The sequence below is a fragment of the Serratia sp. P2ACOL2 genome, assembly GCF_003691565.1.
GTDB classification, from domain to species: Bacteria; Pseudomonadota; Gammaproteobacteria; order Enterobacterales; family Enterobacteriaceae; genus Serratia; species Serratia liquefaciens.
Window position 1 is genome coordinate 5,476,459 of sequence record NZ_CP033162.1, and the last position, 20,152, is coordinate 5,496,610.

Sequence of the window (20,152 nt, forward strand, 5' to 3'; positions counted from 1 at the left end):
CGCTACGGGCATTTAGCTTCTATAATCGCTGCTGGATAACCGTGAATTCAGGAGTGAGCATGCCTTCCAGGGCAATAATTAAATGGACCAAACGGCTGACGATAGTAGGCGTCACCGTCATGCTCACGCTGTTTGCGGTGCGGGTTTACGATACTCAGCGCGGCCCTGCGTTGGAGCCGTGGCATACTTTTGTGCCGCACGAGTTGTCGGCTGCCGAGCTGGATAAAACCAACTGGCAGGGCTATCTGGCCGCAGAGAGCCGGGTATTTGACGAGGTGAAAGTTAACGTCACCGACAAACTCTCCGCCAGCGAACGTATTCCGCTCAACCGTTATTTTGACGGCAGCCCGGTCTACCCGGAACATTTTGCCCGCGACTGGAACCGCTCCTACGAATTGCTGCCGCAGGGCGAACCCCGTGGTGCGGTGGTGCTGCTGCACGGCCTGACAGATTCGCCTTATAGCCTGCGGCATATCGCTGAGAACTACCGGCAGCAGGGGTATGTGGCGGTAGGTATTCGCCTGCCGGCGCACGGTACGGTGCCGGGGGCACTGACCGATATTGAATGGCGCGACTGGCTGGCGGCAACGCGTTTAGCCGTGCGCGAGGCGCGCAGCAAGGCCGGAGGCGACAAGCCGCTGCATATCGTGGGCTTTTCCAACGGTGGTGCGCTGGCGATGAAGTATGCGTTGGATGCGCTGGACGATCCGCAGTTGGCGGCGCCGCAGCGGTTGGTGTTGATCTCACCGATGATTGGCGTGACCAGTTTTGCCCGTTTCGCCGGTATTGCCGGCTGGCCGGCGGTGTTTCCGGCGTTTGCCAAAGCGGCCTGGCTCGGCGTCCTGCCGGAGTTTAACCCCTTCAAATACAATTCATTTCCAGTGAACGGCGCGCGTCAGTCTTACCTGCTCAGCAACGGTCTGCAACAGCAAATCGCTCGGGCAGCGCGTGATGGCAAGCTGGACAAATTGGCGCCGGTGCTGACCTTCCAGTCGGTAATGGATTCGACCGTCAGTACGCGGGCGGTGATCCGCGCGTTATATAATGAATTGCCGGCTAACGGCAGCGAACTGGTGCTGTTTGACGTCAATCGTACGGTAAACTTTGGGCCCTTGCTGCGACCCAATGCGGCGGCGGCGGTCAGCCAACTGTTGCCTGCGCCGCCGCGCCGTTATCAAACCACGGTGATTGCCAACGCCTCGCCCGAGAGTAGCGAAGCCATTGCCAGTGTGACAGCGGCCGGAGAAACGACGCAAAGCGTACAGCCACTGGGCATGACCTATCCGGCGGACATCTATTCGCTGTCGCACGTGGCGCTGCCATTCCCGGTGAGCGATTCGCTTTATGGCCGCTTCCCGGCTCAGCGCGGCGAGTTCGGTATCAGCCTGGGTACGCTGGCAGCGCGTGGCGAACGTTCGGTGCTGGTGGTCGATCTGGATTCGCTGATGCGCATTGCCTCTAACCCGTTTTTCCCTTACCTGCTGCAGCGCATCGATAGCAAGCTTTAGTCGAAACCGAGGATGCTGAAGGCATCGTCCTGCGGGTAGTAGCCGAGCAGGCGGGTGGTTTCCTCCAGCGACAGGCGCTTATAGCGGTTGTTGGAAACGCCGTGCACCACCGCATGGTGCACGCCTTCAATGCGCAGGCAGCGTTCGAGCAGATCGGCGGCGTCGCGATGGCTGAGGAAGGCGCTCATATCACGGGCGCTGAGTTGTTCACCGCGTTCCAACGTGGTGAAGTTGGCGATGCGTACCGACAGCGAAGACAGCCCCTCCTGATGGGCAAAGTAGGCGGCGATGCCCTCGCCAAACGCTTTGCTGACCCCGTACAGATTTTTCGGCTTGGGCGCGTCCTGCGGTCGAATTTGGTAATCCAACGGATAGCCCTCCACCGCCTGCGCGCTGCTGGCGAACACCACGCGTTTGCAACCGGCGTCTTTCGCCGCACGAAAGATATTGAAGGTGCCGAGGATATTGTTATCCATCAAGGAATTGCAGAAGTCGGCATCGGGGGAAGGATCGGCCGCCAGGTGCAGTACGGTATCGATATTGGCGCAGGCCGCCCGGCAGGCCTCGATATCGGCGATATCAAAGCTGATGATCTCGTCGTCCGGCTGCAGATTGTGCAACAGGCTGACGTCCCTTTCCGCCAGCCGCAGCTGATAGCGATTGCCGACGGATTGGCGGAATGCGGTAGCGACCCGGCCGCCCGCGCCGGTAATCAGAATTCGTCCAAATTCAGTACGCAAAGTCATGATCTCAGCAGTCCCTAAAGTCAAATACGCGGTGATCAGTAATAATCCCCTGCGTGACTTTTGTCCAGCATCAATTAGCTTAGCTGATGTTTTATGTCGCCAATGGGCATTTTTTTTCGATGATATCGGCCAAGAAAGTCATCACCGCGCGTATAGCTACAGACCGCGCCAGATCGGGGTAGGTGACCAGCCACAGTTCGCGTGTCGGCGCGGCGATGGCGGTGGGCAATACCACCAATTCCGGGTCGCTATCGGCGACAAACGTCGGCAATACTACGGCTCCCAGCCCCGAACGCGCGGCTTCTTGCAACGAGAACAGGTCGCTGGCCTCAAAAACCACCGGGCGGCCCTGCAACAGCAGCTGCAACCACTGCTGGTGGGGCTGGTGTTGGTAGTGGTGGTCGTAGGCGATAAAGGCCCGTGCGGCTTCCGGTAGGGCTGCGTGTTGCGGCGTGGCGTACAGTGCGTAGCGCATCATGCCGATGCGCTGAACCAGCAGGTCCGGTTGTTGCGGTCGCACCATGCGCACCGCCACTTCGGCATCGCCCCGATCCAATTCGGCGATGGCCGATTCACCGGATAATATCAACGTAATATGCGGAAAAGCCTGATGAAACTGCGCAATTTGCGGTGCGATAATCCGTGCGGCAACCGACGGTGGCGCACTGATGCGCACCTGGGTTTGCGGTGTTTCGCCGGCGCCGCGCGCATGACGGACAATGGCGTGGCTTTGGTTTTCAATCTCGGCAGCCAGCCCGGCAATCATTTTGCCATCCTGTGTCAGCGGTGTGCTGCGCGGCAGGCGGAGGATCAGCCGCAGACCGAGCGCTTTCTCCAGTGCCGCGACTCGGCGGCCCACGGTGGCGTGATCACAGCCCATCTCTCGCGCCGCTGCCGACAATGAACCGGTACGCGCCAGCACCACAAAGTGTTTTAAATCCTGCCAATCGAACATCAGTGAATTCCTGCACAGTATCGTTGCAAATTTATGGAATATTCACACAGAGCGGGGTGTGATTCAATGCCGTTATGTTTGAAACCAAATTGAATTATTAAATAAGGTAATCTTATGAATTTGCAACTGCAGGATCGCGTCGCGTTGGTGACCGGCGCCAGTGAAGGAATTGGTGCGGGTATGGTCAGGGTATTTGCAGCGCAGGGCGTTACCGTGGTGGCTACCGCCCGTCGTGAAGATCGCCTGCTGGCCCTGGCAGATGAGATCGCGAAAAGCGGTGGCATACGGCCTTACGTGATTGCGGCGGATATCACCGATGCAGGAGCACTCGACAGCCTGCTTGCTCAGGTGCAGCAACGCTTCGGCACGATAGACATTGTGATTAATGCCGTCGGTGGGGCTCGTCCAACCGCACTGAACGAAGGCGACGCGGGTTGGGAAGAGGCGTTTGCCCTGAATTTCACGCCGGCGCGTCGGGTCACCCACGCACTGCTGCCCGGCATGCAGGCGCAGGGATGGGGCCGGATCATCAACATCAGTGGCTCGATGGAGCCGCGTAGTTTAAACGCCGCCACTGCCGCTAAAGGCGCATTGCATCTGTGGGCCAAGGGGCTGGCGGGAGAGGTGGCGGCGCAGGGCATTACCGTCAATACGCTGCAGCCCGGGCGGATTAATAGCGAACAGGTGCGTGAAAAACTGCACCCGACCGACGCCGCGCGCCTGGCATTTATCGAACAGAATATCCCGATCGGCTATTTTGGCGAGCCGGAAGACATGGCTTATCTGGCCGCGTTTCTTTGTTCCCCGCTCGCGCGATATATCACCGGTGCGGTGATCCCGGTAGACGGCGGCATGCACTATTTCGCTCACTGACGCCGTTTTGTACGGCGGATCACAGTTCGGTAATTTGCCGTCGCAAGCTCTTGCCTCGACAAAAAGTCGGGTGGTAACGTCATAACTCAGCCGATTTAGGGTTGTCACTGCTCAGGCAGGCAAAACCTAAACCTCGTGCTTCTGTTCCCTTCGTGGGTGCAGAGGCCATGAGGTTTAGGTTTTTTTTTGCGCTGAATTCTGTGGCGGCGATTGGCCACCGCTGAGTGGGATTTGGCAGAACGCAGGATTGAAGGATATCGCGATGAAATATGAGGCATTAGCCAGTGAGATTTTGGCCGGCGTCGGTGGCCGCGACAACGTAAAAAGCCTGGTGCACTGCGCCACTCGCCTGCGCTTCAAGCTGCGCGACAGCCGCCGTGCCGACGCCGCCGCCCTGAAAAAAAATCCGGGTGTGATCATGGTGGTGGAAAGCGGCGGGCAGTTTCAGGTGGTGGTAGGCAACCACGTGGCCGACGTCTACAACGCGGTCAATCAGGTGGGCGGCCTGAGCGAGCGTGAGGCGGTGGCGGAAGATGGTGACAAAAAAGACAATCTTTTCAGCCGCTTTATCGACGTGGTCTCCGGCATTTTTACTCCGCTGTTGGGGGTGATGGCCGCTTCGGGGATCTTGAAAGGCTTCCTGGCATTGAGCCTGGCCTGCGGCTGGCTGCTGGAGAGCAGCGGCACCTTTAAAATGCTGTTTGCTGCCAGTGATGCGCTGTTTTACTTTTTGCCCATCATGCTCGGTTACACCGCTGGGAAAAAATTTGGCGGTAACCCCTTCATCAGCATGGCGATCGGCGGTGCTTTGACCCACCCCCTGATGATGGCGGCGTTTGAAACCGCCCAGCAGCCCGATGCGGTGCGGGAGTATTTCTTCGGTATCCCACTGACCTTTATCAACTACAGCTCGTCGGTCATTCCGATCATATTTGCCGCTTGGATTTCGTGCCGCCTGGAGCCGCTGTTTAACCGGGTGATCCACAGCGCGGTCCGCAACTTTATTACGCCGCTGTTGTGCCTGGTGATCACCGTCCCGCTGACTTTCCTGCTGATCGGCCCGGCGGCCACCTGGCTCAGCCATCTGCTGGCCAATGGCTATCAGAGTATTTACGCCTTTAATCCGATTATTGCCGGGGCGTTTATGGGCGCGATGTGGCAAGTGTGCGTGATCTTTGGCCTGCACTGGGGACTGGTTCCCTTGATGATCAATAACCTGAGCGTGTTTGGTCGCGACACCATGGTGCCGCTGCTGCTGCCGGCCGTGATGGGGCAGGTGGGGGCTACGCTGGGCGTGATGTTGCGTACCCGTGACGCCAAACTTCGGGCGCTGGCAGGTTCTGCTATCGGCGCAGGGATTTTTGGTATCACCGAGCCCGCCGTTTATGGCGTGACCCTGCCGAACAAGCGGCCGTTTATTTTCGGCTGTATCGGGGGGGCGCTGGGCGGAGCGGTGATCGGTTATTTCCACACTGCCACCTATTCCTTTGGTCTGGTGAACGTTTTCACCTTTGCGCAGATTATTCCCGCCGGTGGCTTTGACGCCACGGTGTGGGGCGCGATTGCCGGTACCTTGCTGTCGTTCTGCTTTGCGGCGGTGGCCAGCTATCTGTTCGGCGTGGTCCCCGTTGAAGCGGTCGCCGAGCAGGCGCCTGCAGCCCCGCTTAACCGCAAAGAGTCCGTCGTCAGCCCGATTGCCGGTGACGTATTGCCGCTGGAGCAGGTGAACGACGCGACTTTCGCCAGCGGTTTATTGGGCAAGGGGGTAGCGATTGTCCCATTGCAGGGCCGGGTGGTGTCACCGGTCGCCGGGCACGTGGCCTCATTGTTTAAAACCCGGCACGCCATCGGCATTGAATCGGACGACGGTGCGGAGATCTTGATTCACGTCGGTATAGATACCGTCAAGCTCGACGGGCTGCATTTCAGCGCCTATGTGCGAGAGGGGGATCGGGTTAAGCCAGGCGATCTGCTGATTGAGTTTGACCAGGCAGCGATCCGCGCCGCCGGTTTTGACACCACTACGCCGATCATCATCAGCAACAGCGATGACTACGTCGAGGTGTTGGCCAGTGGCGAGAGCAGGGTGCGGGAGCAGGCGCCGCTGCTGACTTTATTACGTTAACCGAGGAGAAAACCATGAGCAGCAAATTTCCAGACCATTTTCTGTGGGGCGGTGCGGTAGCGGCCAATCAGGTGGAAGGAGCTTATCAGACCGACGGCAAAGGCCTATCGACCTCTGATTTGCAGCCGCAGGGCATTTTCGGCGCGATTGTCCCACGGGTTGACGGCGACAGCGGCATCAAGGACGTGGCGATCGATTTTTATCATCGTTACCCGCAGGACATCGCGTTGTTCGCTGAAATGGGCTTCAAGTGCCTGCGAACCTCCATCGCCTGGACGCGGATTTTCCCGCAGGGCGATGAGGACACCCCGAACGAGGCGGGGTTGGCGTTCTATGACCGGTTGTTCGACGAAATGGCGAAGTACGGCATTCAACCGCTGATCACGCTGTCGCACTACGAGATGCCGTATGGGCTGGTGAAACGCTACGGCGGCTGGGGCAGCCGCAAGACCATCGGCTTTTTTGAACGCTACGCACGCACGGTGTTCGAGCGCTATAAGCACAAGGTGAAGCACTGGCTGACCTTTAACGAGATCAATATGTCGCTGCATGCGCCCTTTACCGGCGTTGGCCTGGCAGAGGACAGCAGCAAGAGCGAGATTTACCAGGCCATTCATCATCAACTGGTGGCCAGCGCCAGGGCGGTCAAAGCCTGCCACGAAATCGTGCCGGACGGCAAAATCGGCAATATGCTGCTGGGCGGTATTGTTTACCCGCTGAGCTGCCGACCGGAGGACGTGCTGGAGACTCAGCGCCAGAACCGCGACTGGCTGTTCTTTGGTGACGTGCAGGCCCGCGGTGACTATCCGGCCTATATGCAGCGCTACTTCCGCGAAAACGGCATTCAGATTGAGATCACCGCCGAAGACCGGCTGGCGCTGCGCGAGACCATCGATTTTATCTCCTTCAGCTATTACATGAGCGGCTGCGTCACCACCGACGAACAGCAAAACAACGCCGCCCGCGCCAACATTCTCAATATGGTGCCTAACCCGCATTTGGCCAGTTCGGAGTGGGGCTGGCAGATCGACCCCGTTGGCCTGCGTTATTTGCTGAACGTCTTGTACGATCGCTATCAGAAGCCGTTGTTTATCGTCGAGAACGGGTTGGGGGCCAAGGACCGTATCGAAGCCGACGGCAGTATCAACGACGACTACCGCATCGATTATCTCAACGATCATCTGGTGCAGGTGGCGGAAGCGATCGACGACGGCGTGGAAGTGATGGGCTACACCAGTTGGGGGCCAATCGATCTGGTCAGCGCTTCTAAAGCCGAAATGTCCAAACGCTACGGCTTTATTTATGTCGACCGCGACGATGCCGGTAACGGTAGCCTGGAGCGCCATCGCAAAAAGAGTTTTTACTGGTATCGCGACGTGATTCAAAGCAACGGTAACTCACTGAAAGAAAAAGCCTAGGTTTTACCCATTAACCCGGTGGCAATCACCGGGTCATGACCTTTATCTACTGCTGCCAATGTTTGGGGAATTCTCGCCCAGGGAATGCTGTTGCCCGCAGTCAGCGTAATATGCGGAGAAATATAATAATGAAATACCCATTACCTCACTCAATAACCTGCGCAGGATTACTGTGGGTCAGCGTTGGCGCACAGGCGGAAACTTTGCAAACCGCCAAAGACGTGGAGGCGCCAACGGCCCAGTGGCAAGGCGTCGCGCTCGGGTTCGAACCGCCACAACCTGGGTTGTTGGGCGACATGCTGGGGATCAGACCGATCCTGGAAGATCATGGCTTTCACTATAATCTGGGTTATCTCAGCCAGCTTTCCTATAACGCCGGCGGTGGATATAACCACGACAGGCAGGCGTCCTATATCGATCAGTTCTCGCTGACCTTCAGCCAGGGCCTGCAGGCGCTGACCGGCATTCCGGATGCGGCGCTTGAAGGCAATATCGTTAACCGCAACCATGATAACAACCTGACGCGCGACCGCCTGCAGGATCCGCGCGTTAATCCGACCGATTTGTCCCAGGAAAGTTACGGTGGCCAGTCGATCACCCGGCTGGGCTGGCTGACCTTTAGCCGCAGTTTTCTGGAGCGTCGGCTGCAATGGCGTATCGGCATGATGAACAAGGTGCAGGATTTCGATCAGATCATTCCCTGTGACTTCCAGACGCTGACGCTGTGCGGCGGCAAGTCCGCCAACTCATTGACCTGGTATAACTGGAACGTCCACTACTGGGGTACCACGCTGCAATACAAACTGACCGACGGGTTGACCTTCAAAACCGGCCTGATGGAGCAGAACCCAAGTGCCCCAAGCCGCAGCCACGCCTGGAGCTGGTCGACCAAAGGCAGTAAAGGCCTGTTGCTGCCGATGGAGCTGGAACTGAAAACCCATGCGGTCAATCAGTTGCCGGGGGTTTATAACCTGGGAGTGTTGTTCACCAATGCCCGGCAACAAGATTTGTATGAGGGGGTCTCCGGCGGCCCGGGAGCGAGCGATCCAAACGGCTATCGCAGCCATGACCGCACCTGGTTCCTGTACAGTGGTTTTAACCAACAGCTAACGCGTCATCCGGATGATGCCAATCGGGGTCTGAGCCTGTTCTACAGCCTGGGATTGGCCGATCCGCGTTCCAACTATATGCATTACTCCACCTCTACCGGTATTCGCTACCGCGGATTGTTTGACGCGCGGCCGGACGATTGGCTGGGCCTGGGCGTTTCAATGGTCAAGTTGAGCGACCATTACCGGGATAATCAGCGTTACCTGAATCAACTCAACAACGCCACCGCGTATAACGATCCCAATTTCCGCCCGGTGCCAGGACATTCCGTGACGGCAGAACTCTACTATCGCTTCAACGTCACCCCCTGGCTGCAGCTGCAGCCGGGCCTACAATACTGGCATCATCCGGGGGGCGTAAGTGAAACGCAGGATGCCTGGGTGACGGCGTTGAAAACCGTAGTGACCTTCTGAGGGTTACGCCGCATCGCTTTCCCGGTAACGCTGGCGTGCATGTTCGAACCAGCTTGCCGGGACGTTATGCGGCGGCAACAGCAGCTTTTCCAGACCCTGCTCGACGATATGGTTGGCCTGGCGCCACAGCGTCGGGTCGCCTTCGGTCAGCACTTCCAGCAGACGCTGTTTTTCTATCAAATAAGTGCGCGCAAAATGGCTGTCGAATTCCAGCAGTGAACGGGTGTTGTCGATCAGATCGGCCAGTTTGATGGTTTTGGCCTGGGGTGAAGCGTTGGCGCTGTGCCGTCGATCGCGGTTTTTACGTTCGAAGCGGTTACCGCCGCCGGTGCCGCTGACGTTGGTCAGCATTGCCACCAGTTCTGCCACCTTTGGCCCAAAATGGCTCTCGATATCGCCGAGGGTGGTGGGCGTGTCTTCCACCGTGTCGTGCAGCCAGGCGGCAGCCAGCATTTCCTCGCTGTGCGGCACGCTGCTGACGATTTCCATTACCGCCTGCGGATGAACGATGTAGGGGTCATTGGTGTATTTTCGGCGCTGATCGATAGCCGCATGCGCCTTGGTGGCGTAGCGGCGTGCGCGTTCTACCAGTGTGGTTGTCATATCCTTTTCCTCCGGCACAGCACCCTGCTGTGGCATCCCCTGCATTAAAAAAGGTAGCATACCGATTAAAAAATAGCTTGCGATTACATCGTGCGCTATCTATATTCAAAACATGAAAAGTAAAAACCCCGAACACCCCGTAGCGAAAAACCTGCTGCTGCTCGATCAGCAGATGTGTTTTGCCCTGTACTCCGCCAATCTGGCGTTGCACAAGGTGTATCGCAAACTGCTGAGCCAGCTTGATCTCACCTATCCGCAATATTTGGTGATGCTGGTGCTGTGGGAGCGTGACGAAATCACGGTTTCGGACATCGGCGAGCGGCTGTTTCTTGATTCCGCCACGCTGACGCCGCTGTTGAAGCGGCTCGAGACGGCAGGGCTGTTGTTGCGTTACCGCGCCACGACCGACGAGCGACAGGTGATTATCGCATTAACCGACGCCGGGCGCGCGCTGCGTGAAAAAGCGCAGGCGGTGCCGGAAGCCGTGATGTGCGCTACCGATTGCAGCCTCGATGAAATCGTTAATATCAAGCAGCAGCTCGAAAAGCTGCGCGGCAAGCTGATAGATCAGATTTGAAGAACGGCTGCCAGACGCAGGATCGGCGATCCTGCGCTACACTGAAATAAGTGGGTAATTTAAGTAGTGCGCGATTTAATCGTGAAAGATAGACTTGTGATCGGGTTCAGCCAACTGGATCCGATATGATGCCTCCAACCAAAAGAAGGAATGATTTATGTCGATTGAAAAAGTTGTTTACCGCGCTCATGCCACAGCAACCGGTGGCCGCGATGGCCGTGCGACCTCATCCGACGGCGTGTTGGATGTCAAACTGGGCGTGCCGAAAGAAATGGGTGGTGCGGGCGGTGAAGTCACTAACCCAGAACAGCTGTTTGCTGCCGGTTACTCGGCCTGTTTCCTCGGCGCGCTGAAGTTTGTTGCGGCGAAAGAAAAGGTGAAAATTCCTGCCGAAGCCAAAATTGATGGCACCGTCGGCATCGGTGAAATCCCCAACGGTTTCGGTATCGAAGTGCAACTGGATATCAGCCTGCCGGGTATCGAGCGCAGCGTGGCGGAAGACCTGGTGAAAAAAGCCCACGTGGTCTGCCCTTATTCCAATGCTACCCGCGGCAATATTGATGTAACGCTTAACGTTAAGTAAGACTTTCGCCAACGTCACGGAAAAAGGGGAGGGTTATTATCCCTCCCTTTCTCGTTCTGCCCCGCCTGTACACTTCACACAAAAATAAAAAAAATATCCGTTTCTTGAGAATTCTCTTGATTATTACCCCCGAAATAGCGCTTATTGCCGATCGGCTGAACCTGAAGCCGCATTGAATGTCTGACTGATTCAGAACCGTTACCGTCCGGAGCCACCGCGTTACATGAACAAAGTTAAATCGCTTTCACAGCAGAATTTATCGTTATTGTTAGCGATTTATATCGGCATCTTTTTAAACCTTTCCGTTTTCTATCGTCGCTTTGATTCGTTTTCGCACGGCATCCAGGGGATTAAGGTTATTTCTGCGGTAACCGAGGTTATCGCTATCGTGCTGTTTACCTTCTTTATCATGCGGCTGGTCTCGCTTGGTGGCCGGCTGTTTTACCGTATCGTTGCTTCGCTACTGGTGCTGATTTCCGTTGCCGCCAGCTATTACATGACGTTCTTCAACGTGGTGATTGGCTACGGCATTGTGGTCTCGGTCATGACCACGGATATCGACCTGTCAAAAGAAGTGGTCGGCTTGCACTTTGTATTATGGATGCTGGCGCTCAGCGCCTTGCCGCTGCTGTGCATTTGGAAAAACAACCTGCGCTACACGCTGATCGAACAGCTGAAAACCCCAGGGCACCGGGTGAAACCGCTGGTGGTGTTGGTGGCGGTGGTGGCGCTGGTGTGGTTGCCGCTGCGTATGTTGGACAGCGAACAGAGCGCGCAGGAAAAAATCACCAATGTGGATTTGCCGAGCTACGGTGGCGTAGTGGCGCACTCCTATTTGCCATCCAACTGGCTGTCTGCGCTGGGGCTGTTTGCTTATACCCGGTATGACGAAAGCCAGGATCAGGCCAATTTGTTCGACCCGGCCAAGAACTTTACCTATGTGCCGCCGGCCGATATCGATGATACCTACGTGGTGTTTATTATCGGTGAAACCACGCGCTGGGATCACATGGGGATACTGGGTTACGACCGTGACACCACGCCACGCCTGTCCAAAGAGAAAAACCTGGTGGCGTTCCGCGGTGAATCCTGCGATACCTCGACCAAACTTTCTCTGCGCTGCATGTTCGTGCGCGAAGGCGGTACCTCGGACAACCCACAGCGTACGTTGAAAGAGCAGAACGTGTTTGCAGTGCTGAAGGATCTGGGCTTCACCTCGGAGCTGTTCGCCATGCAGAGCGAGGTCTGGTTCTATAACAATACCGAAGTGAACAACTATTCGTTCCGCGAAATGATCGCCTCCGAGAAACGCAATGACGGTAAATCGGTTGACGACATGCTGTTGGTGGACGAAATGAAAGAGTCGCTGGCCCGCTATCCGCAGGGCAAGCACATGGTGATCCTGCACACCAAAGGTTCGCATTACCTCTATTCACAGCGTTATCCACGCAGCTACGCGCGCTACCAACCGGAGTGTACCGGCGTCGACAATTTCTGTTCTAAAGAGCAGCTGGTTAACGCCTTCGATAACTCTGTGTTGTATACCGACAGCTTTATCGCCAACGTGATTGATCAGGTGCGTGAGAAGAAGGCAATTGTGTTCTATTCGTCCGATCACGGCGAATCTATCGGCGAGAATTCGCACCTGCACGGTACGCCGCGTGAAATGGCACCGCCGGAGCAGTTCCGCGTACCGATGATGGTATGGGCATCCGATAAATTCCTGGAAGATCCTCAGCATCGCGGGGCGTTTGAACAACTTCAGGCCCAACAGCGCGTGGGTAAAACCCACCGTCATGTAGAGCTGTTCGATACCATTCTCGGCTGCCTCGGATATACCTCGCCGAACGGCGGCATCGTGGCGAAAAACAACTGGTGCAATGTTCCGCAGGAAAAAACGCCGGCGGCACAGTTGTAACCTCTGCAATACCGGGCGCACTGCGCCCGGTAAAATCTGTTAATACCTTCCCTTCATCAATTAATCCGGCTCAGGCTTGCGGTATATACCCGTCATCTTTCAACTTGCAGCGTTGTTACCTGCTTACAAGACCCGTCCGTGGGTCTTGCCCCTTCGGGGCTGCTGCAAGCAGCGTTCAAATCTGTTCCCGACAGATTTGTCGTTCACCCCAGTTACTGTAGGGGGCGAATAAATTCATCCCGATTAATGCGGGCGCAGCATGCGGCGCCCCTACAATACCTGGGGATGAACGAGCTGTGCGCCTAGCTGCAACTTGAAAGCTATAGGGTATACTTGGGCACTTTCCCCCTCGAACCGGAGATTTCCATGACCTTGCGCGTGGCGTTTATTGACGATCATGACATTGTGCGATCGGGCTTTGTGCAACTGCTGTCGCTTGAGGCGGATATTCAGGTGGTGGGGGAGTTCAGCAGTGCTGCTCAGGCGCGCGCTGGGTTACCAGGTCTGGAGGCGGAAATCTGCATCTGCGATATTTCGATGCCGGATGGCAGCGGGTTGGATTTGCTGGCGGACATTCCCTCGGGCATTAGGGTGGTGATGTTGTCGATGCATGACAACCCGGCGCTGGTGGAAATGGCGCTGGAGCGTGGCGCCTGTGGCTTCTTGTCCAAACGCTGCAAGCCGGAAGATTTGATCACCGCGGTGCGCACCGTCGCCAGCGGCGGCGTGTACCTGATGCCTGAAATCGCCCAACAGCTGGCACGGGTGAAGGTGGATCCCCTCACGCGTCGCGAACGCGAAATCGCGCTGTTACTCGCCCAGGGGCTGGAGGTACGGGAGATTGCCGTCGCCCTGGGGCTATCGCCGAAAACGGTCCACGTGCATCGCGCCAATCTGTTCGCCAAGCTGGGCATTAACAATAACGTCGAACTGGCGAAGCGGATGCTGAATCTGTGATGCAACGCCTGATCACCCAACTGGCGCTGTTTTTCATTTATGCCACCAGTGCGTTTTGCCTGTGGGGCATCGGCACCGCGCTGATCGACCCGCCCTGGCAGGCGCTGCTGCTGTTCCCGTTTGGCCTGCGCCTGGGCATTCTGCTGCAAAGCCCTTATCGCTTCTGGCCGGGGATCTTGCTGGCCGATCTGCTGCTGATGGTATTGCTGGCGGATCAGTTCGGTTACGGGCCGGCGCTGTGGGCTTCGGTGGTGGTGCTGGTGTTGACGGTGTTGCTTAGCCTGGTCGCGTCCCCGTGGCTGCTGCGCCATCAACAAAACGACAGCGAATGGCAATGGCCGCTGATGCAGGGCGCGGTGGTGGCGGTCGCCGCACTGCTGCAGGCGCTGGTGTGGCAGGTGGTGAACGGCGAGGGCGCACGTGCGCTGTTGCTTGGGCTGGCGGGTGGCTTCACCATCGCCCCGACCTGCCTGCTGCTATGGCACTATCTGGCGCGGCAAATCTGGGTACCGCTCGAACCGGGCCTGATCCATAAACCGGTGACGCTGCGGTTACGGCATCTGGCTACCTATCTGCTGCTGTTTGCGCTCAGTATCTGGCTGCAACAGCAGGTGAATGCCGCCGAGTTGCGCCGCTTTGCGCCGTTTTGTCTGGCCATCCCGATCGTCTTCATGTCGTACCGTTACGGTTGGCAGGGGGCGCTGTTGGCGACGCTGCTCAACGGCGTGGTATTGGTCGCCAACGAGCCACCGCAGCCCGAGTCGCATCGCGACCTGCTGTTGTCGCTGCTGGCCCAGAGCCTGACCGGGCTGCTGCTTGGGGCCGGCATTCAACGCCAGCGTGAGTTGAACCAGCAGCTACGGCTGCGATTGACGGAAAACCGCCAGCTGGCGCGCGCGCTGGTGACGGCCGAAGAGCAAACCCGGCGGGAGGTCGCGCGTGAGCTGCACGACGAAGTCGGCCAGACCATCACCGTTATCCGTACCCAGGCCAGTATTATCAAGCGTCTGGCACCACAGCCGCCGGTGATCGGCTGTGCAGAAGCGATAGATACGCTGGCGCTGCGGGTGTATGACGGCGTTCACGACGTGCTGACTCAGCTGTGGCCCGCCGCCCTGAATAACCTGCCGCTGTCGGCGGCGGTGGCGGCGATGTTGCGTGAGTCGCTACCGCAGGATACGTCGCTGGTGAGCACGATGCAGTGGCAGGTGCCGGATGAACTGCTGGATGAAACGCTGAAAATTACCCTGTACCGGGTCTGTCAGGAGGGGGTGACCAACGTCTGCCGCCACGCTGCTGCCAGCCGCATTGAGCTGGACGCGCGTCTTCGTCACCGTAAAGGGCGACCGCCGCAAATCCTGCTGACCATTCGCGATAACGGCATCGGCATCGATTTGGCTGACCATGAGCCGGGTTACGGCCTGCGCGGCATGCAAGAGCGCATTAGCGCACTGGGGGGCCAACTGCGGCTGACGTCGGAGCATGGCACCTGTTTGAATGTGATCTTACCCACAGTTTCAACGGCAGAAGCGTAAAACTAGGAAATACTCCTAACTGCGTCGGGAATCCGGCGTAAGCCATTCGCGCGCGCGCGCAGCATGATAGCGGCACTTTTCCTATTCTCTGAGGTTTCACATGTGGTCTTTCCTTAAAAGCCGCCAGGATGTGCCGCCGGTTACCGATCAAAAACAGATCGATGCCAGCTATAAATACTGGCGTATCCAGCTGATGTGGACGATGTACATCGGCTATGCCGCGTTTTACTTTACGCGCAAAAGCTTCAACTTCATCATGCCGGCTATGCTGAGCGATCTTGGCCTGACGATGTCCGATGTCGGCATCCTGGGGACGCTGTTCTACATCACCTACGGCTGCTCGAAATTTATCTCAGGCATGATCAGCGATCGTTCCAATCCGCGCTATTTTATGGGCCTGGGTCTGATCATGACCGGCGTGCTCAATATCTTCTTCGGGCTTAGCTCTTCGTTGCTGATGCTGGGTACGCTGTGGATCCTCAACGCCTTCTTCCAGGGCTGGGGCTGGCCACCTTGTTCAAAAATCCTCACCAGTTGGTATTCCCGCTCCGAACGCGGCAGTTGGTGGGCTATCTGGAACACTTCGCACAACTTCGGTGGTGCGCTGATCCCGCTGCTGGTCGGCTTTATCTCGCTGCACTTCAGCTGGCGCTACGGCATGATCATTCCGGGCATTATCGGTGTGTTATTGGGCCTGCTGATGTGTTGGCGTCTGCGTGACAAGCCGTCATCCATGGGGTTGCCTAGCGTCGGTAAATGGCGCAACGACGCCATGGAACTGGTGCAGGAATCGGAAGGCCAGGGCCTGACCAATCGGGAAATCATCAAGCGTTACGTGCTGACCAACAAGTACATCTGGCTGCTGGCAGTGTCTTACGTGCTGGTATACATCGTACGTACGGCGATCAACGACTGGGGCAACCTGTACCTGACGCAGGAAAAAGGCTATTCGCTGATGACCGCCAACTCGGCGATTTCCCTGTTCGAAGTGGGTGGCTTTATCGGCTCGCTGGTGGCCGGTTGGGGCTCCGACAAGCTGTTCCGCGGTAACCGTGGGCCAATGAACCTGATCTTCGCCATCGGTATCTTCCTGTCGGTGGCGGCGCTGTGGCTCATGCCGGGCGTGACCTTCCTGCTGCAGGCTGCCTGCTTCTTTGCCATCGGCTTCTTTATCTTTGGCCCGCAGATGCTGATCGGCATGGCGGCGGCGGAATGTTCGCACAAGGATGCCGCCGGAGCGGCGACCGGTTTCGTCGGTCTGTTTGCCTATCTCGGGGCGGCACTGTCCGGCTACCCGATTGCCCGCATCATGGAAATCTGGCACTGGAACGGTTTCTTCGTGGTGATCTCTATCGCCGCCTGCCTGTCCGCGCTGTTCCTGCTGCCGTTCTTGCGTGCGCAATCACCGGCGCTGAAAACCGCCAAGGCATGATGCAAAAGCGCGGTACAGGGCATCGTACCGCGCTTTATGACGCTTTTATCGCCACTTGGCGGGCTGGGTTGAAAAAGTGATTGACGCGTATTATCCCCAGCAGTAAGATGCGCCCCGCATCGGCGAGTAGCGCAGCTTGGTAGCGCAACTGGTTTGGGACCAGTGGGTCGGAGGTTCGAATCCTCTCTCGCCGACCACATTTGAAAAACCTGCTTTATAAGCAGGTTTTTTTTCGCCTGTTATTTGCCCTTCAGGCCGCTTTTCCGACCACGAAGTCAAAATGGATTTCGTCATAGGGAAAAATAATCCCCTGTTCGCTTTTATCAACAATGCCGCACCTCAGCAGTGCCTGAAGATCGGTATGCACCGCTTTCACATCCCGTTTGACGCGGCGTGCCACTTCCCGGATAGAAAGTTCACCACCGCCGGTCATGGTGTGCAGGATTTGCATTTTCTTGGGCGACAGGGTTTTCCACAGGCTCTCCCAATCTAAAAATGTGATGTAGCTTCCCTGTTGCTGTTTATTGCCCTGCAGGGCTTCTTCCATGTTGCATTGAAGCTCATCAAGAGAAGCAACACGGATAGTGACTCTGTTCATTCTCTTTCTCCTCTTAGTTGAGCAACTTCACTGAAGAAACTGCGTTTCAGCTCGATGAGATGGGTAAAAACAATAGGCTGCTCAGTGTTGCCCACATGTTTGTGATCGCCTTTACCTGCCTCGTTGTCATAACGCAAACGGCAAACACCCTCTTTCACATAGGCAAACCGGTACTTATAGTGATGAGTGCTGCCGCTAACGGGTGGCTCGACATGCCAAATAACCAATTGTATAAATTCAGTGTTTGTCAGTGGGATCCTGTCCTGATAGATCAGTTGAGAAGGCACTTCCATCTCCTTCATGTTGTTTAAAATAACAGCATATTTTAAGTGTTGTCAATGATGACAACACTGTGTGACATGACAAATATTGATCCTTCCCCAGAAATTAATTCACACACCTTATTCCTATTGGTCGCGGAGATTCATTATTAAATAAATTCATCGCTGCTCAATAAAACCCGCTTGATAGCCATCTTGTTTTAATGATTATTTTATCTATAGTCTGAATACACGAAATGGGAATGATAGATTTCCGTTGCGTGGAAAGATGAATGCTTATTTATTGACTTTAATCGGCCAGGATTATTGCGGGATTATTTTGTTCCGACAATGGGTGGCCATGATTAATTATTTTATGTTTATCCTCTCGGAATAAAGGAATCAGTTATGCGCAAATTTAATAAACCGCTGTTGGCGTTGCTGATCGGCAGCACGCTGTGCTCTGCGGCGCAGGCCGCTGCACCGGGCAAACCTACGTTGGCCTGGGGTAATACCAAATTCGCCATTGTCGAAGTCGATCAAGCGGCGACGGCTTATAATAATCTGGTGAAAGTAAAAAATGCCGCCGACATTTCTGTTTCATGGAATTTATGGAATGGCGATACCGGTACTACGGCAAAAGTATTATTAAATGGCAAAGAAGTTTGGAGCGGTGCCTCAACCGGCGCTTCGGGAACCGCAAACTTTAAGGTGAATAAAGGCGGCCGTTATCAAATGCAGGTGGCGTTATGCAATGCCGACGGTTGCACCGCCAGCGATGCAACCGAAATTGTGGTGGCAGATACCGACGGCAGCCATTTGGCGCCTTTAAAAGAACCTTTGTTGGAAAAGAATAAGCCTTATAAACAAGACTCCGGCAAAGTGGTCGGTTCCTATTTCGTTGAATGGGGCGTTTACGGTCGTAACTTCACCGTTGACAAACTTCCGGCTCAGAACCTGACTCACCTGCTGTACGGTTTTATTCCTATCTGCGGCGGTGACGGCATCAACGACAGCCTGAAAGAGATCGAAGGCAGCTTCCAGGCGTTACAGCGTTCCTGTCAGGGGCGTGAAGACTTTAAGGTGTCGATCCACGATCCGTTTGCTGCGCTGCAGAAAGGCCAGAAGGGCGTGACCGCCTGGGATGACCCCTACAAAGGTAACTTCGGTCAGTTGATGGCGTTGAAACAGGCCCGCCCGGACCTGAAAATCCTGCCGTCGATCGGTGGCTGGACGTTGTCCGATCCATTCTTCTTTATGGGCGACAAGGTGAAGCGCGACCGCTTCGTCGGCTCGGTGAAGGAGTTCCTGCAAACCTGGAAGTTCTTTGACGGCGTAGATATCGACTGGGAATTCCCGGGCGGGCAGGGTGCTAACCCGAAACTGGGCAGTACGCAGGATGGGGCAACCTATGTGCAACTGATGAAAGAGCTGCGCACCATGCTGGATCAGCTTTCGGCGGAAACGGGCCGTAAGTATGAACTGACCTCTGCGATCAGCGCCGGCAAGGATAAAATCGACAAGGTGGATTACAACACCGCACAAAACTCGATGGATCACATTTTCCTGATGAGCTACGACTTCTATGGAGCATTCGATCTGAAAAACCTCGGCCACCAGACTGCGCTGAAAGCGCCGGCCTGGAAACCGGATACGGCGTATACCACGGTGAATGGCGTTAATGCACTGCTCACGCAGGGCGTGAAGCCGGGCAAAATCGTGGTGGGCACCGCCATGTACGGTCGCGGTTGGACCGGGGTGAACGGTTACCAGAACAACATTCCGTTTACCGGCACCGCCACTGGCCCGGTGAAAGGCACCTGGGAAAATGGCATCGTGGATTACCGCCAGATCGCCAATGAGTTTATGAGCGGCGAATGGCAGTACAGCTACGATGCTACCGCTGAAGCACCCTATGTCTTCAAACCTTCCACTGGCGATCTGATCACCTTCGACGATGCGCGCTCGGTGCAGGCGAAGGGCAAATATGTGCTGGATAAGCAGCTGGGCGGGTTGTTCTCATGGGAAATTGACGCCGACAACGGCGATATTCTGAATAACATGAACAGCAGCCTGGGCAACAGCGTCGGTACGCCTTAAATCGGTTGTAGTACGTTGCCGGGGGATATCTTTTCGCCCCCGGCTTTTTACAGACGAAAGTTTTTTAACGGCGCATAGATTGTGGAGTCGTCTCGATCAAAAAGGGCTTCAGTGCCTCACTCTTTCGGGTAGGGGATCAGCATTTCATCCTGTATTTAACGCAGATCACAAAAATAACCGTTCAGATATTCATCATTCAGCAACAAACTTTTTTAGTTTTTTATCGGAGTTAAACACCAGTAACTTTCTTCAGTGCAGGCTAACGAACTAAAAATGACCGTGTAGCATAATTTTTAATGCTGCAACTGTTAAAGAAAGGTTTTTTTTATGTTTGTTTGCTGTTTCTCACAGTCTGTGTAAATCCCTACTGGTTATATTGACGACACCCCAAACAGTTGGCAATTTGGTAGCCTCAGGGGTAAGAGCGAGAGTTGTTTGAGT

At 55.9% G+C, this 20,152-nt stretch carries 17 protein-coding genes and 1 tRNA gene; 13 read left to right on the forward strand and 5 right to left on the reverse strand.

The window, feature by feature from the left end:
* Positions 1–59: 59 nt before the first annotated feature.
* The gene (locus EBA31_RS26215; protein WP_122080533.1) at positions 60–1,508 is read left to right on the forward strand and encodes a carboxylesterase; all 1,449 of its coding nucleotides are present in this window, start codon (positions 60–62) and stop codon (positions 1,506–1,508) included.
* Here EBA31_RS26215 and EBA31_RS26220 read toward each other — a convergent pair.
* Positions 1,505–2,254 (reverse strand): NAD(P)-dependent oxidoreductase, encoded by a 750-nt coding sequence (locus EBA31_RS26220; RefSeq protein WP_122080534.1) that lies wholly within the window; start codon positions 2,252–2,254, stop codon positions 1,505–1,507. The two genes, EBA31_RS26215 and EBA31_RS26220, sit on opposite strands and share 4 nt — an antisense overlap.
* A gap of 91 nt (positions 2,255–2,345) precedes the next feature.
* Positions 2,346–3,209, reverse strand: a complete 864-nt coding sequence (locus EBA31_RS26225) for a LysR family transcriptional regulator (protein ID WP_122080535.1) — start codon at positions 3,207–3,209, stop codon at positions 2,346–2,348.
* A 114-nt stretch (positions 3,210–3,323) separates the two neighbouring features.
* On the opposite strand from EBA31_RS26225, the gene EBA31_RS26230 reads away from it, so the two are divergent.
* The 4 genes from EBA31_RS26230 (at position 3,324) to EBA31_RS26245 (ending at position 9,148) form a co-directional block, all read left to right on the forward strand.
* Complete coding sequence (locus tag EBA31_RS26230; protein WP_046374774.1) at positions 3,324–4,082, forward strand: SDR family NAD(P)-dependent oxidoreductase; 759 nt, start codon at positions 3,324–3,326, stop codon at positions 4,080–4,082.
* 262 nt (positions 4,083–4,344) lie between these two features.
* Positions 4,345–6,207, forward strand: a complete 1,863-nt coding sequence (gene bglF / locus EBA31_RS26235) for a PTS beta-glucoside transporter subunit IIABC (RefSeq protein ID WP_122080536.1) — start codon at positions 4,345–4,347, stop codon at positions 6,205–6,207.
* Positions 6,208–6,221: 14 nt separating this feature from the next.
* The gene (locus EBA31_RS26240) at positions 6,222–7,625 is read left to right on the forward strand and encodes a glycoside hydrolase family 1 protein (protein WP_115057938.1); all 1,404 of its coding nucleotides are present in this window, start codon (positions 6,222–6,224) and stop codon (positions 7,623–7,625) included.
* 128 nt (positions 7,626–7,753) lie between these two features.
* A complete protein-coding gene (locus EBA31_RS26245; RefSeq protein WP_122080537.1) occupies positions 7,754–9,148 on the forward strand; it encodes a carbohydrate porin in 1,395 nt (464 codons plus the stop codon).
* Between the two features lie 3 nt (positions 9,149–9,151).
* Here the strand turns inward: EBA31_RS26245 and EBA31_RS26250 are convergent, their stop codons facing one another.
* Complete coding sequence (locus EBA31_RS26250; protein ID WP_041415142.1) at positions 9,152–9,751, reverse strand: HD domain-containing protein; 600 nt, start codon at positions 9,749–9,751, stop codon at positions 9,152–9,154.
* A gap of 112 nt (positions 9,752–9,863) precedes the next feature.
* Here EBA31_RS26250 and EBA31_RS26255 point away from each other — a divergent pair, with 112 nt between their 5' ends.
* The 7 genes from EBA31_RS26255 (at position 9,864) to EBA31_RS26285 (ending at position 16,950) form a co-directional block, all read left to right on the forward strand.
* The gene (locus EBA31_RS26255) at positions 9,864–10,328 is read left to right on the forward strand and encodes a MarR family winged helix-turn-helix transcriptional regulator (protein ID WP_020824719.1); all 465 of its coding nucleotides are present in this window, start codon (positions 9,864–9,866) and stop codon (positions 10,326–10,328) included.
* 157 nt (positions 10,329–10,485) lie between these two features.
* Positions 10,486–10,911 (forward strand): organic hydroperoxide resistance protein, encoded by a 426-nt coding sequence (locus tag EBA31_RS26260; RefSeq protein WP_004934114.1) that lies wholly within the window; start codon positions 10,486–10,488, stop codon positions 10,909–10,911.
* A 223-nt stretch (positions 10,912–11,134) separates the two neighbouring features.
* Positions 11,135–12,829: a kdo(2)-lipid A phosphoethanolamine 7''-transferase gene (gene eptB, locus EBA31_RS26265; protein ID WP_122080538.1), complete on the forward strand. Its 1,695-nt coding sequence runs from the start codon at positions 11,135–11,137 to the stop codon at positions 12,827–12,829.
* A gap of 366 nt (positions 12,830–13,195) precedes the next feature.
* Positions 13,196–13,786 carry a transcriptional regulator UhpA gene (uhpA, locus tag EBA31_RS26270; RefSeq protein WP_046374769.1) on the forward strand — a complete coding sequence of 197 codons (591 nt, stop codon included), beginning with the start codon at positions 13,196–13,198 and terminating at the stop codon, positions 13,784–13,786.
* On the forward strand, positions 13,786–15,321 hold the full coding sequence (gene uhpB, locus EBA31_RS26275; RefSeq protein ID WP_046374768.1) for a signal transduction histidine-protein kinase/phosphatase UhpB: 1,536 nt from the start codon (positions 13,786–13,788) through the stop codon (positions 15,319–15,321). The genes uhpA and uhpB overlap by 1 nt, the downstream gene beginning before the upstream one ends.
* 100 nt (positions 15,322–15,421) lie before the next feature.
* Entirely contained in the window at positions 15,422–16,753 is a 1,332-nt protein-coding gene (locus EBA31_RS26280) for an MFS transporter (protein WP_020824723.1), read from the forward strand.
* 120 nt (positions 16,754–16,873) lie between these two features.
* A tRNA-Pro gene (locus tag EBA31_RS26285) sits at positions 16,874–16,950 on the forward strand.
* A 53-nt stretch (positions 16,951–17,003) separates the two neighbouring features.
* Here the strand turns inward: EBA31_RS26285 and EBA31_RS26290 are convergent.
* The gene (locus EBA31_RS26290) at positions 17,004–17,351 is read right to left on the reverse strand and encodes a glycosyl transferase family 1 (protein WP_046374767.1); all 348 of its coding nucleotides are present in this window, start codon (positions 17,349–17,351) and stop codon (positions 17,004–17,006) included.
* A complete protein-coding gene (locus tag EBA31_RS26295; RefSeq protein WP_122080694.1) occupies positions 17,348–17,638 on the reverse strand; it encodes a DUF6516 family protein in 291 nt (96 codons plus the stop codon). The genes EBA31_RS26290 and EBA31_RS26295 overlap by 4 nt, the downstream gene beginning before the upstream one ends.
* A 381-nt stretch (positions 17,639–18,019) precedes the next feature.
* On the opposite strand from EBA31_RS26295, the gene EBA31_RS26300 reads away from it, so the two are divergent.
* Positions 18,020–19,711 (forward strand): glycosyl hydrolase family 18 protein, encoded by a 1,692-nt coding sequence (locus tag EBA31_RS26300; RefSeq protein ID WP_122080539.1) that lies wholly within the window; start codon positions 18,020–18,022, stop codon positions 19,709–19,711.
* Positions 19,712–20,152 lie beyond the last annotated feature (441 nt).

What these genes read in the sequence shown, in the direction of transcription:
- EBA31_RS26215 (WP_122080533.1), top strand. Translation starts at nt 60, where the DNA reads ATGCCTTCCAGGGCAATAATTAAATGGACCAAACGGCTGACGATAGTA.
- EBA31_RS26220 (WP_122080534.1), bottom strand. Translation starts at nt 2,254, where the DNA reads ATGACTTTGCGTACTGAATTTGGACGAATTCTGATTACCGGCGCGGGC.
- EBA31_RS26225 (WP_122080535.1), bottom strand. Translation starts at nt 3,209, where the DNA reads ATGTTCGATTGGCAGGATTTAAAACACTTTGTGGTGCTGGCGCGTACC.
- EBA31_RS26230 (WP_046374774.1), top strand. Translation starts at nt 3,324, where the DNA reads ATGAATTTGCAACTGCAGGATCGCGTCGCGTTGGTGACCGGCGCCAGT.
- bglF (WP_122080536.1), top strand. Translation starts at nt 4,345, where the DNA reads ATGAAATATGAGGCATTAGCCAGTGAGATTTTGGCCGGCGTCGGTGGC.
- EBA31_RS26240 (WP_115057938.1), top strand. Translation starts at nt 6,222, where the DNA reads ATGAGCAGCAAATTTCCAGACCATTTTCTGTGGGGCGGTGCGGTAGCG.
- EBA31_RS26245 (WP_122080537.1), top strand. Translation starts at nt 7,754, where the DNA reads ATGAAATACCCATTACCTCACTCAATAACCTGCGCAGGATTACTGTGG.
- EBA31_RS26250 (WP_041415142.1), bottom strand. Translation starts at nt 9,751, where the DNA reads ATGACAACCACACTGGTAGAACGCGCACGCCGCTACGCCACCAAGGCG.
- EBA31_RS26255 (WP_020824719.1), top strand. Translation starts at nt 9,864, where the DNA reads ATGAAAAGTAAAAACCCCGAACACCCCGTAGCGAAAAACCTGCTGCTG.
- EBA31_RS26260 (WP_004934114.1), top strand. Translation starts at nt 10,486, where the DNA reads ATGTCGATTGAAAAAGTTGTTTACCGCGCTCATGCCACAGCAACCGGT.
- eptB (WP_122080538.1), top strand. Translation starts at nt 11,135, where the DNA reads ATGAACAAAGTTAAATCGCTTTCACAGCAGAATTTATCGTTATTGTTA.
- uhpA (WP_046374769.1), top strand. Translation starts at nt 13,196, where the DNA reads ATGACCTTGCGCGTGGCGTTTATTGACGATCATGACATTGTGCGATCG.
- uhpB (WP_046374768.1), top strand. Translation starts at nt 13,786, where the DNA reads ATGCAACGCCTGATCACCCAACTGGCGCTGTTTTTCATTTATGCCACC.
- EBA31_RS26280 (WP_020824723.1), top strand. Translation starts at nt 15,422, where the DNA reads ATGTGGTCTTTCCTTAAAAGCCGCCAGGATGTGCCGCCGGTTACCGAT.
- EBA31_RS26290 (WP_046374767.1), bottom strand. Translation starts at nt 17,351, where the DNA reads ATGAACAGAGTCACTATCCGTGTTGCTTCTCTTGATGAGCTTCAATGC.
- EBA31_RS26300 (WP_122080539.1), top strand. Translation starts at nt 18,020, where the DNA reads ATGCGCAAATTTAATAAACCGCTGTTGGCGTTGCTGATCGGCAGCACG.